This is a genomic window from Flavimobilis soli, assembly GCF_002564025.1.
GTDB lineage: Bacteria > Actinomycetota > Actinomycetes > Actinomycetales > Cellulomonadaceae > Flavimobilis > Flavimobilis soli.
Genome location: NZ_PDJH01000001.1, coordinates 1,560,569 through 1,573,611, shown reverse-complemented (window position 1 = coordinate 1,573,611; position 13,043 = coordinate 1,560,569). Strand labels below are relative to the sequence as shown.

At 71.3% G+C, this 13,043-nt stretch carries 9 protein-coding genes; 3 read left to right on the top strand and 6 right to left on the bottom strand.

The genetic code is table 11. The features are described 5' to 3' along the window. Positions 1-26: 26 nt before the first annotated feature. Both ATL41_RS07140 and ATL41_RS07135 read right to left on the bottom strand, forming a co-directional pair. On the bottom strand, positions 27-254 hold the full coding sequence (locus ATL41_RS07140; RefSeq protein WP_169924511.1) for a CDGSH iron-sulfur domain-containing protein: 228 nt from the start codon (positions 252-254) through the stop codon (positions 27-29). Then, on the bottom strand, positions 251-1,312 hold the full coding sequence (locus ATL41_RS07135) for an iron-containing redox enzyme family protein (protein WP_098457859.1): 1,062 nt from the start codon (positions 1,310-1,312) through the stop codon (positions 251-253). The genes ATL41_RS07140 and ATL41_RS07135 overlap by 4 nt, the downstream gene beginning before the upstream one ends. A gap of 129 nt (positions 1,313-1,441) precedes the next feature. Here ATL41_RS07135 and ATL41_RS07130 point away from each other — a divergent pair, with 129 nt between their 5' ends. Continuing rightward, on the top strand, positions 1,442-1,831 hold the full coding sequence (locus ATL41_RS07130) for a DUF6328 family protein (RefSeq protein ID WP_219810409.1): 390 nt from the start codon (positions 1,442-1,444) through the stop codon (positions 1,829-1,831). Between the two features lie 28 nt (positions 1,832-1,859). Here ATL41_RS07130 and ATL41_RS07125 read toward each other — a convergent pair whose 3' ends face one another. From ATL41_RS07125 to ATL41_RS07110, 4 genes are all read right to left on the bottom strand, one after another. Beyond that, positions 1,860-3,620: a glycoside hydrolase family 35 protein gene (locus tag ATL41_RS07125; protein WP_098457857.1), complete on the bottom strand. Its 1,761-nt coding sequence runs from the start codon at positions 3,618-3,620 to the stop codon at positions 1,860-1,862. 94 nt (positions 3,621-3,714) lie between these two features. Then, the gene (locus ATL41_RS07120) at positions 3,715-5,049 is read right to left on the bottom strand and encodes an ABC transporter substrate-binding protein (RefSeq protein ID WP_098457856.1); all 1,335 of its coding nucleotides are present in this window, start codon (positions 5,047-5,049) and stop codon (positions 3,715-3,717) included. Positions 5,050-5,131: 82 nt separating this feature from the next. Beyond that, complete coding sequence (locus tag ATL41_RS07115; RefSeq protein ID WP_098457855.1) at positions 5,132-6,022, bottom strand: carbohydrate ABC transporter permease; 891 nt, start codon at positions 6,020-6,022, stop codon at positions 5,132-5,134. 3 nt (positions 6,023-6,025) lie between these two features. Continuing rightward, the gene (locus ATL41_RS07110; protein WP_425432663.1) at positions 6,026-6,958 is read right to left on the bottom strand and encodes a carbohydrate ABC transporter permease; all 933 of its coding nucleotides are present in this window, start codon (positions 6,956-6,958) and stop codon (positions 6,026-6,028) included. Positions 6,959-7,109: 151 nt separating this feature from the next. Between ATL41_RS07110 and ATL41_RS07105 the strand changes: the two genes are divergently transcribed. Continuing rightward, complete coding sequence (locus tag ATL41_RS07105; protein ID WP_098457854.1) at positions 7,110-8,153, top strand: LacI family DNA-binding transcriptional regulator; 1,044 nt, start codon at positions 7,110-7,112, stop codon at positions 8,151-8,153. A 223-nt stretch (positions 8,154-8,376) separates the two neighbouring features. Beyond that, complete coding sequence (locus ATL41_RS07100; protein ID WP_143556589.1) at positions 8,377-13,020, top strand: Ig-like domain repeat protein; 4,644 nt, start codon at positions 8,377-8,379, stop codon at positions 13,018-13,020. Positions 13,021-13,043 lie beyond the last annotated feature (23 nt).

Genomic DNA, 13,043 nt, shown 5'->3' with positions numbered 1-13,043 from the left:
CACGGATCGTCAGGGCTTCTCGCAGGTCACGCGCCCTCGGTCGGGCAGTCGGCCGTGGTGAAGCCGTTGACCTTGTGCGTGCCGTCGCAGAACGGCTTGATCGCGGAGCCGCCGCAGCGGCACAGCGCGACTGCAGAACGGGTGCGGCCGACCTCACGGTCGTCGCCGGTCAGCAGGCGGACGGGGCCGCGGACGAGCAGGGGGCCGTCCGGGCAGAGGGTGATCTCGACGTCGTCCCTGGTCCTGCCGGTCACGGCGTGACCTCGTGCAGCGCGGAGCGGCCGGAATTCCACGCGTCGAGGTGGTCCACCGCGGCCAGACCGTCGATGAACAGGCACGCCGCCGCCCCGAAGACGATGTCGCGGAGGAGCTCGGGCTCGGTCTCCGCGAGGCCGCCCGCGAGGTCGCGCCCGGCGATCTGCTCGTGCACCGCGTCCGCAGCGACGTGCTCGTCGAAGTAGTGCGTGGCATCCTCGCCGTAGCCGTGGCGGCGCAGACCGTCGCCGTAGAGGCGGTTGGGGATCGACGACGTCATCTCGAACGCCGCGAGGTGACCCGTGATCGCGCCGCGCAGGCGGCGGTTCAGGCCGCACATCGACATGAACGTCGACGCGCACAGCGTGATCCCGGGCGCATGGTCGACGTACGCGCCGTACGAGTCGTCGAGGCCGATCGCGCGCATCGACTTGCGGAACAGCTCGGAGTGCATCGACCCGAGGTGGCCGCCGCCGTACTCGTCCGCCTGGATCTCGACCGCCGCGGCCTTCGCGCGCCCGGTCAGGCGCGGGATGGACCACGTGTGCGGGTCCGCCTCCTTGAGCTGGTAGACGGACTTGAGCATGAGCATCTCGCGGAGCTGCTCGAGCGTCGCGTGCCGCGCTGCGTACCGGGAGAGGCTGGGCCCCTGGTCCGCAGCCGTGAGGGCGAAGAGCGCGGCGGCCACGTCCGGGGCGTGCGGTGCGGGCAGCGAGGGCAGCGGCACGCGGTCGCGCAGCTCCTGCTCGAGCGCCCCCTCGAGCAGACGCCGCAGCGCGACGACGCCCGGCTGCCACTCCCGGTCGTCGTCCACGCCGTCGACGCCGCGGTAGTGCAGCTCCTGGAGGACGAACAGCGCGAGCTGCAGGTCGTCGTCGCGCAGCAGGTCGCCGGTCGCCACGGCCTCGTCGATCGCGCGCGACGTCAGGCCGTGCACCGGGCTGTCCGGGGCGTCCGCGGCGCCGGTCCGCAGCGCGTCGAGGACGGCCGCGCTCACGGGACCGCGAGGTTGCGGCGCGGGCAGCCGCAAGGTCGCGGCGATGGTGCTCTGGCTCATGGACGGGCCCCCGTCGGATCGTCGATGGACGACGGCGAGCCAGCGGCACGGGCCGTCCAGGTCCTGTTCCCAGCCTGCGCCACCCCGTGACCTTCCGCCCGCTGGGGCAAGAGCCCGCACCTCCAGGAGCTGCGCATCCTGCAGACCGGTGTGCAGATCCTCACGGGCTTCCTGCTGGTGCTTCCGTTCCAGGGGCGGTTCGGAGACCTCGACGCATACCAGCGTGGTCTCTACCTGGTCCTCGTCACCCTCGGGATCGCCGCGATGGGCTTGCTCATGACACCGGTGAGCGTGCACCGCGCGGTGTTCCAGCGGCAGGTCAAGCCGTCGCTCGTGTCGATGGGAGACCGGCTCGCCCGCGTGAGCCTCGGCGTCGTAGCTCTCCTCATGGGTGGCGCGACCTCGTTGGCGTTCGACGTCGTGCTCGGCAGGATGGCGGGCGCGGTCGTCGGGGTCGTGGTCGTCGTCGGCCTCGCGCTCTCATGGCGCGTGGTCACGCGCCGCGTCGAGCGCGGGTGACCCACGCGCCCGACGCGGCGACGAACGCTCAGCGCTCGGTGTGACCGAGGTCTGGCTCGGCGACGAAGCGTACGGTGCCGTGCTCCGCCCCCTGCAGCTCGAGGACGACGAGGTGGTTGTGCGCGTCGCGCACGAGCGGTCCCGGCACGTACATCGTGCGGGTCGGGCCCTGTGCCGAGAACCGTCCGAGCAGCGTCCCGTTGAGCCACACGAGCCCGCGCGTCCAGCCGTCGAGGCGGAGGAAGTGGTCGCGGCCCGCGACCGTGTCGAAGCGTCCCGACGCGAACGTCGTCCCTGGTACCGGGCCGACGCCGACGCTGCCGCCGTCGAGCGCCGTCGCGAGAGCCGGGCTCACCTCGTCGAGGTCGAGCCCGCGCGTCCGCCACGCGTCGATCGTGCGGCGCGCGGTGCGCGCAGGCCCGAGCAGGCCCTTGGCCTCGCCCAGGCGGCGCCCATAGTTGACGCGCCCCTGGTCCTCGACCAGGAGGCGCAGCCGACCGGCACGGTCGGGGAGCGTGAGCGAGCGAGAGCCCTCGGAGCGGGAGAGCACGCCGAGCGGCTGCCCGTCGAGCTGCGCGACGGCGCGGTCCCGCACCTCCGCGAAGCTCACGACGGCGTCGTCCGCGGCGACGTCCGTCTCGTAGACGACGAAGCCGCTCCAGCGGCCGAGCTCGTCGTGCGTCGGGAGGTGGTCGTGAGTCTGCTCCTCGCCGAGCAGGTCGAGGACGTCGGCGAGCGGCACGGTCCGGTCGAGGTCGACGGTGAGCTCGGGCCCCGGCGGCGGTGGCGCGGGGAGCTCGTCGGGGACGGGCACGTAGCGCGAGATGACCTCGCGGAACGCGAGGTACTTGGGCGTCACGGCGCCGTGCTCGCTGAGCGGCGCGTCATAGTCGTACGACGTCGTGATCGGCCAGTACGTGCCCTTGTCGTTCGCGCCGTTCGTGAAGCCGAAGTTCGTGCCGCCGTGGAACATGTAGAAGTTGACGGACCCGCCCGCGGCGAGGAGCGCATCGAGGTCGCTCGCGTTCTGCTGGGCGGTGGCCGTGTGGTGGTGCTCGCCCCACGAGTCGAACCAGCCGTTCCAGAACTCCATGCACATGAGCGGGCCGGTCGGCTGGTGGCGGCGCAGCGTCTCGAGGCGCTCGGTCGTGCGTGAGCCGAACGTCGCGGTGCGGTGCACGTGCGGGAGCCCGCCGCGCGTGAGCATCTCGTCGTCAGCCTGGTCGCACGTGATGAGCGGGACCTCGATGCCGTTCGACCGGATGAGGCCCTCGAGCCGGGTCAGGTAGTCGGTCGAGTCGCCGTACGCGCCGTACTCGTTCTCGAGCTGGACGAGCAGGACGGGTCCGCCGCGGGTGATCTGGCGCTGCGCGACGACGGGCAGGAGCTGCGCGTAGTAGTCGGCGACCGCCGCGAGGAAGCGCGGCTCGGCCGTCCGCACGCCGACGCTCCCGTCGGCGAACAGCCAGGCCGGGAGCCCGCCGTTGTCCCACTCGGCGCAGATGTACGGCCCGGGCCGCACGATCGCGTGCATGCCCTCGGCGGCGACGAGGTCGAGGAAGCGCCCCAGGTCGCGGGCGCCGTCGGTCCGGAACTCCCCCGGACGACCCGAGTGGAAGTTCCACGCGACGTACGTCTCGATCGTGTTGAGCCCCATGAGCCGCGCCTTGCGGATGCGGTCCGCCCACAGGTCCGGGTGGACGCGGAAGTAGTGCAACGCTCCCGAGACGACCTGGTGCGGCCGGCCGTCGAGGAGGAATGCCTCCGCGCCGATCTCGAACGTGGGCATGGCGATGTGCTCCTTGCTGAGGATGGGGGTCGGGTGTGGGTGGGGGGAGGCGCCGGTCGGGGCCTCGGGGGTAGCCCCGACCGGCGCTGGCTCGTCACTTCGAGACGGTGAAGCCCTGCTGCTCGCCGTACTCGAGCGAGGCGTCCTGCCACGACTTCAGGCCGTCGACGAGCGAGCCCTTGCCGACGTACGCCTGGCCGACCGTGTCGTTGAAGATCGAGTTCGCGTAGACCTGGAACGGCAGGTACTGCCAACCGGCGACGACGTCCTGCGCGGACTGCGCGAGAACCTCGTTGACCTTCTGGCCGCCGAAGTACTCGAACTCCTTGGAGATGAACTCGTCCGAGCCGAGCTCGGCCGTGGTCGCGGGGAACGCGCCGCCGTCGATGCGGATCTGCACGCCGTCGCCCGCGTTGGCGAACTCGACGAACGCGTAGGCGAGCTCGGCGGACTTCGTCGCCGCCGGGACGGCGAGCGAGGAGCCGCCGTTCTCTGCGGTCGCCGCTGCGCCCGCGGACCACTGCGGCATCGGCGCGACGCGCCACTTGCCTGCGCCGTCGGGCACGCCCGACTCGAGGTTGGCGGGCATCCACGCGCCGATCGTCAGGGTCGCGATGGTCCCCTTGCCGAGGCCCTGGTACCACTCGTCGCTCCACGAGCTGATCGGGGCGACGAGCTCCTCGTCGATCATGGTCTGCCACAGGCCCGCGAACTTGGCGGAGCCCTCGTCGGCGAGGTTGATGCCGACCGTCGTGCCGTCGACGGTGAACGGCTTGCCGCCGGCCTGCCAGATCATCGACGTCGTGAAGCCGGCGTCGCCCGTGTCGTTGGCGATGTAGACGCCCGCCTTCTTGAGCGTGCGCGCGGCCTCGAGGTACTCGTCCCAGGTGGTCGGGATCTCGACCTTGTTCTCCTTGAAGACCTCTTCGTTGTAGAAGAGGGCCATGGGGCCGGAGTCCATGGGCAGGCCGAAGACCTGCTCGCCGACCGTCACGGCGCCCTCCGGGCCCGGGGTGAACACGCCGTCGAGCGCGCCGGCGCCGAGCGGCGCGAGGTCGGTCAGCGCGCCGGAGATCGCGAACTGGGGCAGGGCGTAGTACTCGACCTGCGCGACGTCGGGAACGCCGGAGCCGGCAGCGATCGCGTTCTGCAGCGCGGTGTACTGGTCGTTGCCGGTGCCCGCATTGACGAGCTCGACCTCGGTGCCGGGGTTCTTCTTCTCGAACGCGTCGACGACGGCCTCGAGCGTGGGCTCCCACGCCCAGACGGTGATCTTGCCGGACAGCTTGCCGCCGTCGGCCGACGAGGCGCCGCTTGCGGGCTTGGACGGCGTGTCCGTCGCGCCCGAGGAGCAGGCCGTGAGCGCGAGGGCGAGGACGCCCGCGGCTGCGAGGGCCGCCGTCGTGCGGCGGGATGAACGTGGTGCCATGGTGATCGCTCTCTTCTTCGTGAGTGATGGTGGTGACGTCAACACTGCGTGTGCGACGGCCAGGTGCACGGTCGCAGGACCGCTACTCCTTGACCGACCCGGTGGCCAGGCCCGACTGCCAGAACCGCTGCAGCAGGAGGAAGACCACGATGAGAGGAAGGATGGTGAGCACCGATCCGGTGATCACCAGGTTGAAGACGGCCTCGCCTCCCGCGGTGGCCGCCTGGGCGTTCCACGCGTTGAGCCCGAGGGTCAGCGGGTACCACGTGGGGTCCTTGAGCATGATCAGCGGCAGGAAGTAGTTGTTCCACGTCGCGACCATGGTGAACAGCAGCACCGTGACGATGCCGGGGGCGAGGAGCGGGAGGCAGATCTGCCCGAACGTCCGCGCCTCGCTCGCCCCGTCGACCCGCGCCGCCTCGAGCAGCTCGCCCGGGATGGCCTCCTGGGCGAACGTCCACATGAGGTACAGCCCGAACGGAGAGATGAGCGACGGGATGATGACCGCCCAGGGCGTGTTGGTGAGCCCCATGCGGGAGAACATCAGGAACGTCGGGACCGCCAGGGCGGTGCCCGGGACGGCGACCGCACCGATCACGACCGCGAACACCCAGCGCTTGCCGGGGAAGTTGAACTTCGCGAGGCCGTAGCCGCCGAGGATCGCGAGGGCGGTCGCGCCGCCAGCCCCGAGAGCCACGTAGAAGACCGTGTTGCCGAGCCAGCGCATGAAGATGCCGTCGTCGTACGTGACTGTCGTGACGATGTTGTCCCACAGCGCGAAGTCGCCACCGAACCACAGCCCGAACGTGCTCAGCAGGTCGCCCTGGGTCTTCGTGGCGTTGATGACGAGCCACACGAGCGGGACGAGGCTGTAGAGCAGGACGACGCTCGTGACGATCGTGAGGGTCACCGACCGGCGGGGGCGGTCGACCGAGTAGCTCTTGCGCTTGCGGGGAGCGAGTGTCGAGGTCATCGGTCAGGCCTCCTTGCGCATGCCGCGCAGCTGCACGACGTAGGCGATGAGCATCGTGAGCAGGCCCATGATGATCGCGACGGTCGCGGAGTAGTTGTACTGCTGTCCCGAGAAGGACAGCGAGTAGGCGTACAGGTTGGGCGTGAAGAACGTCGTGATCGCGTTCGGTGCCATCGCCTGGAGGATGCTCGGCTCGTTGAAGAGCTGGAAGCTGCCGATGATCGAGAAGATCAGCGCGACGACGAGCGAGCCGCGGATCGCGGGGAGCTTGATCGCGCTGATGACCCGCCACTGGCCGGCGCCGTCGATCTCTGCGGCCTCGTAGAGCGAGGTCGGCACGGTGCGCAGCGCCGAGAAGAAGATCAGCATGTTGTAGCCGACGAACTCCCAGGTCACGATGTTTCCGATCGCGAGCAGGATCCACTCGGGGGCGAGCGGGTTGGGGATCGACGTGCCGAGGAGCTCGTTGAGGTTGCCGATCAGGCCGAAGCGCGTGCCGTACATGAAGCCCCACATGAGCGCGGCGACGACGGCGGGGACGGCGTACGGCATGAAGATCGCGATGCGGAAGAAGTTGCGGCCGTGCAGGCGCCCGGAGTCGATCGCGAGGGCGACGAGCAGGGCGATGCCGAGCATGATCGGCACCTGGACGACGAGGAAGAGCGAGACGCGGCTGAGCGCGGACCAGAACTTGTCGTCGCGCAACGCTGCGGCGTAGTTGTCGAGGCCGACGAAGGCGTTGCCGCCGACGAGCTGCTTGCGGAAGAGGCTCAGGTAGATCGAGTAGGCGATCGGTGCCAGGAACGTCAGGGTGAAGACGCCCATGAACGGCCCGATGAACCCCCAGCCGACCCATCGGCGGTCCAGACGCCGCGGGCGCCGGCGGGTGCCGGTCGGCGGGGTCGGGGCGGTGACGCTCTGCTGCACGTGCGGCACTCCTTCGTGTCCATGATGTTTACGTCAACATCCCGGCGAGCGTGGCACACCGCGACCGCGGGTGTCAACGGGGGTGACCCCTGCGAGACTATTCTGTGACCCGACGATGGTTGCGTCACCATCGCCGCACCCCCGACGGGAGAGGTGTCCGATGGACAGCCCCACCACGAACCAGCCACGCCCCTCGAGGCGACGTTCGGGACCCTCGATCGGCGACGTCGCCGCGCTCGCGGGCGTCTCGGCCCAGACAGTCTCACGCGTGTCCACGGGGGCTGACGTCGTGCGGCCGGAGACGCGCGAACGCGTCCTCGCGGCGATGGAGGAGCTCGGCTACTCGCCCAACAACGCGGCCCGAGCGCTGCGCATGGGCAGCTTCGGCGTGCTCGGCGTCATCGCCCACCGTCTCTCGCGCGCGGGGGAGTCCCACACGATCGACGCCCTCGTCGAAGCAGCGCGTCGCGAGCGGTTCACGGTCAACCTGGTCGACGTCGAGGACCCCGCGTCGACCGGCGTCGACGAAGCGGTGCGCAGGCTCTCGCACCAGGCGATCGACGGGCTCGTGATCATCCGCGCCGAGACGGTCACGCCCGAGACGCTCGCGCTGCCGCCACGGCTTCCCGTCGTCGTCTCGGACTCGCGGTTCGTCGGCCACCACCCCGCCGTCGGCGCGGACCAGGAGGGCGGGACGCGCGACGCGATCGCCCATCTGCTCGGCCTCGGGCACCGCACCGTGCACCACCTCGCGGGCCCGCTGGACAGCGGCCCGGCGAGCCAGCGCGTCACCGCGTGGCGCCAGGCGCTCGAGGCGCGCGGGCGGGAGGTCCACGAGCCGTTGCGCGGCGACTGGACGGCGGCGTCGGGCTATGCGCTCGGGTCGCGCTTCGCGTCAGACCCGGAGGTCACCGCCGTGTTCTGCGCGAACGACGAGATGGCTGCGGGCCTCATGCTCGCGCTGCACGAGCTCGGGCGCCGGGTTCCCGAGGACGTCTCCGTCGTCGGTTTCGACGACATCCCGCTCTCGCGCTACCTGTGGCCGCCGCTGACGACGGTCAAGCAGGACTTCGGGCGGATCGGCGAGGAGCTCGTGCACCTGCTCGTCGAGCAGGTCCGCAACCGCGCCGTGCTCGCCGACCGGCACATCCTCGTGCCCACGCGGCTCGTCGTGCGCCGCAGCACGGGCGCCCCGCGCCGCTGACCCCGCAGCGGGTCCCGCCCCCTCTTCTCTCGACGGATCGCCCGGTTCCACGCGTGGAGCGTGGAATCGGGCGATCGGTAGGCCGGACCGGGCCACGTGCTGCCGCGTCTTGACGAGGCGGTCATCCCCTGACAGGCTAGCCCGCGGCGTCAATGTTGACGTAAACACCGGACATTCGACGCTCATCCCCTCCTCGCTCAACGACGAGAAGAGAGTCCCCCTGATGACCAGCACACAGCCAGCGCGCCGACGGCGCGTGCTCGCCGGAGCGCTCGCCGCGTCCCTCGCCGCCGGAGGCGCGGTCGCAGGCGCGACGAGCGCCTCCGCCATTCCCGCCCCCACCACGCCGCTCGCGGCTGCCACCGCCACGGCGGCCGCCCGGCCCACCACGATCACCCCCAACCCCGCCTACGCGGGCGAACCCTTCCAGGGCTGGGGTAACTCGCTCGTCTGGTTCGCGAACGCCACCGGCGACTACCCCGACGCGCTGCGCGAACAGCTCTTCGACCTCGTGTTCGGCGCCGAAGGCCTCAACATGAACGTCGCCCGCTACAACATCGGCGGAGGACGCGCGTCCGACGTCGGCGACTACTTCCGGCAGGGCGCCGCCGTCGACGGCTACTGGGCCGAGGATCTCAGCACCGACCCCGCGAGCCTCTACGGACCCGTCACCACGAGCTTCGCCGACCGCGCCGCGCTCGCCGCCGCGTGGGACCCCGACGACGAGGCGAGCTACGACTGGACCAAGGACGCCACACAGCGCTGGTGGCTCGAGCGCCTCGCGCAGGAGCGCGAGGACCTCGTCCTCGAGGGCTTCGCCAACTCCCCGCCCTTCTTCATGACGAACTCCGGCTACACCTCGGGCGGCGCGAGCTCCACGACGGAGCAGGTGCGCACGGCCGACGACGTCCCCGCGAAGTTCGCCGGCTACCTCACGCGGGTCGTCGAGCACCTCGAGGACACGTACGACGTCGACTTCCAGACGGTCACGCCGTTCAACGAGCCGTGCACCGGCTACTGGTCCACGCCGTCCGGCCGCCTCGCCGACGGCATCACCCCGTTCACGGATGCGGTGAAGAAACCCCAGGAGGGCGCGCAGATCTGCGCAGGCCCGGGCGCGGGTCAGCAGCAGTCGCTCGTCAAGCTCCTCGCCGACGAGCTCGAGACGTCGTCGTCGGACGCCGTGGTGTCCGCGAACGACGAGACCCACCCGCAGAACTTCAACAACGCGTGGAAGCAGTACGACGCCGCGACGCGCGCCGACGTCGGCCAGATCAACGTCCACACCTACTGGTCCGGCGGCCGCATGCAGGCGCGTGACCACGCGCTCGCCAGCGAGAAGCCGCTGTGGATGAGCGAGACCGGTGGCGACTTCGTGGGCGGTGGCTTTGACCCCGTCGCGATCAGCGGAGGCCTCGGCCTCGCCCAGAAGATCACCGAGGACCTCCGCGAGCTCCAGCCGAACGCCTACGTCCTCTGGCAGGAGGTCGAGGACTTCTACAACATGGAGAAGGGCGAGAACCTCAACTGGGGTTCCGTCTTCATCGACTTCGACTGCGAGTGGGTCGCTGTCGACGGTTCCGTCGTCGACGAGGCTGACGCGATCGGCTTCAAGTCGCAGCGTCGTGTCGCCGACGCGATCGCCGCCGGCAACACGGCCGCGGACGTGGCCGACTGCTCGATCGTCACCAACTCCAAGTTCGACACGATGCGCAACTTCATGCGCTTCATCACCCCCGGCGACCGCTTCGTCGCGGTCGACGACGCCAGCTCGACCGCTGCGCTCGGCGCGGACGGATCGAGCCTGAGCGTCGTGCACACCAACGCCACGACCGCGGACCGCACGGTCGTCCTCGACCTGTCCCGGTTCGGCGACGTCGCGCAGGGCGCGACCGTCACGCCCTACGTCACGACCCAGGCGGCCGACGTCGACGACACGTCGACCGCTCTCGTCGCCGGCACCCCGGTCACGGTCGACCGCGACGCGCGCACCGCGACGCTCACCGTCCCCGCGCGGTCCGTCACGACGTTCGAGGTCAGCGGCGTCTCCGGCGTCGCGCCGACCGCCGCACCGCTGCACGACGGCGGGACCGTCCAGGTCGTCGGCGTGCAGTCGAGCAAGGCCCTGACGCTCTCGACGGAGAGCACGACGACGATCACGTCGCCCGCGACGACGTCCGCCGCGCTCCCGCGCCAGCTCTGGGTCGCGCACGAGACGTCCGACGCCTCGGCCGTCGCGGGCCGCCGCACCTTCGCGCTCGAGTCCGTCCACGACGGCCGCTTCCTCGGCGCGACGAGCGCCGGGACCGACCTGCGCGACGTGACTCTCGCCGAGGCGAGCGCCACGCCCGGCACCCGCTGGCACCTCACGACGCTCGACGGCGTCACCTGGTCCCTCGTCAGCGCCCAGACGGCGTCCTCGCTCGAGGTCGGCGGCCAGTCCACGACCGAGAACGCGCGCGTCGGCGTCTCCGAGTCGAACGGCGGCGCGAACCAGCGCTGGACGTTCCGCGCCGTCGACGAGCAGCCCGTCGTCGTGCCGCTCAAGGCCCGCACGCAGGTCGGCGTCCCTGCCACGCTCCCGTCGACCGTCGTCCCGACCTACTCGTGGGGCTCCGGCGTCGCGACGCCGATCACGTGGTCCGTCCCCGCCGACGCGTGGGAGACGGCCGGCACGGTGACGATCACCGGGACCGGCACGGACGTGTACGGCAACCCGGTGACCGACGCGCGCGTCGTCGTCGAGGTCGGCCAGGTCGTCGCCGCCGACCCCGTGTCGGTGACCGTCGTCGCCGGCTCCTCGCCCGCGCTGCTCGCGGCGTGGGCGCCGACGACCGTCCCGACGCAGGTCGGGCTCGGCGACTCGCGCTTCGACCTGCCCGTCACGTGGGCGCTCGACGACGTCGACGCGGCTGCGCTCGCCGACCCGGGCCGCCTGACCGTGCGCGGCACGGTCGCTGCCTCCGCCACGGGCACGGCGGACGTCGCTGCGACGCTCCACGTGATCGTCGTCCCCGCGGGCGGCGAGGAGAACGTCGCGCTCACGTCGACGCCGTCGGCCGCCGACTTCACCGAGTCCGGCTACCCGGTCACCCGCACGATCAACGGCGACACGACCGACAAGGGCTGGTCCAACTGGAAGAACGAGAAGGAGACCCGCGCAACGCTGACGTACGCGCTCGCACGGCCGGAGGTCGTCGAGAGCGTGCGCGTCTACTTCTACAAGGACGGCTCGAGCTACACGTGGCCGACGACGATGCGCGCCCAGCACCGTGACCCGCGCACGGGGACGTGGGTCGACTCGGGCGACGTCGTGTCCCTGCCCGAGCAGGCGACGGCTCCGGTCGTCGACCTGCCGGTCGGCGCGGCGACCGACGCGGTCCGCGTCGTGCTCGACGCACGCGCGGCGACGCACATCATCGTGTCCGAGGTCGAGGTGTACGCCCAGGTGGGAGCGCCCGCAGCGGTGACCGACCTGGCCCGCCTCACCGTCGGCGGCGTCGACGTCGAGGGCTTCGACCCCGCCGTGACCACGTACGAGGTGCAGGCGCGCGGTGCTGCCCCGGTCGTGCGGGCCGTACCGGTCGACGGCGCCGCGACGGTCGACGTCGTCCGTACCGGGGACACCGTCACGGTGACCGTGACGGCGCCCAGCGGTGCGACGGCCGTGACGACTGTGACGCTCGACAAGCAGGTCGGGCTCACGGCCGCTCGCCTCGCGGGCAGCCCGGTCGCGGGCGCCACGCTCACGGCGCAGGTCGCCGCCGACCCTGCTGACGCGCGGCTGACGTATCGCTGGTCGGTCGACGGCGTGGCTGTCCCGGGTGCGACGAGCGCCACGTGGTCGCCCGGCCTCGCACACGTCGGCAGGTCCGTCACGGCCGAGATCTCTGCGGCCGCGGAGGGCTTCCGGTCTGCGACGGTCGTCACGGTGCCGGTCGTCGTGCTCGACGGGCGTGCGGCGAGCGTCGTGCGGCTCACGCCGTCGGCGACCTCGGTCGTCGAGGGGGGCTCGGTGACGCTCAAGGCCGCCGTGACCTCCGTGAAGCAGTCTGCGGTGGCCGGCGGGACGGTGGCGTTCTTCGACGGCTCGTCGCAGATCGGCGCGGCGAAGGTGGGTGCGGACGGACGCGCTGAGCTCGTCGTGAAGCGCCCCTCTGTCGGTACGCGGACGTACACCGCCGTGTTCGCCCCGGCCGCGGCCGGGGAGCTCACCGTCGCCCCGTCGACGTCGAGCGCCGTCGTCGTGACCGTCACGAAGGCGCCCAAGCCGGCCGTGACCTCACGGACCACCGTCTCCGTCACCCCGACGAAGCCCACGACGACCTCCAAGCCGGTCGTCAAGGTCAGCGTCACCGCTGCGGGCAAGGCCGCGAGCGGCAAGGCGACCGTCACGGTGCGACGCGGCGGGAAGGTCGTCGCGACCAGGACGGCGACGCTGTCCCGCGGAGCCGCGAAGGTCACGCTCCCGCGCCTGACGACGCCGGGCACCTACCAGGTGACCGCGCGCTACGAGGGCGCCGCGGGCGTCAAGGCGTCCGAGGCTCGCAAGACCGTCAAGGTGCTGCGCGCGACGACGACCAAGGCCTCGCTCGCGAAGAAGAAGGTCCGCGCCTCGGCGCGGGCATCGGTCGCGGTCAAGGTCGGCGCAGCTCCGCGCGCGACCGTGACGGGCAAGGTCAGGGTCGCGGTCTACCGCGGCTCGAAGGTCGTCTCGACGAAGACCGTCAGCCTGAAGAAGTCGAGCGCGACGGTGCGGCTCGACCGGCTGAAGCGCGGGAAGTACACGGTCCGGGTGACGTACCTGGGGTCGTCGTCGGCGGCGGCGTCGAAGGCGAAGCCGCTGAAGCTCACCGTCACGCGCTGAACCGAGCCTGACCGTCCGGCGTG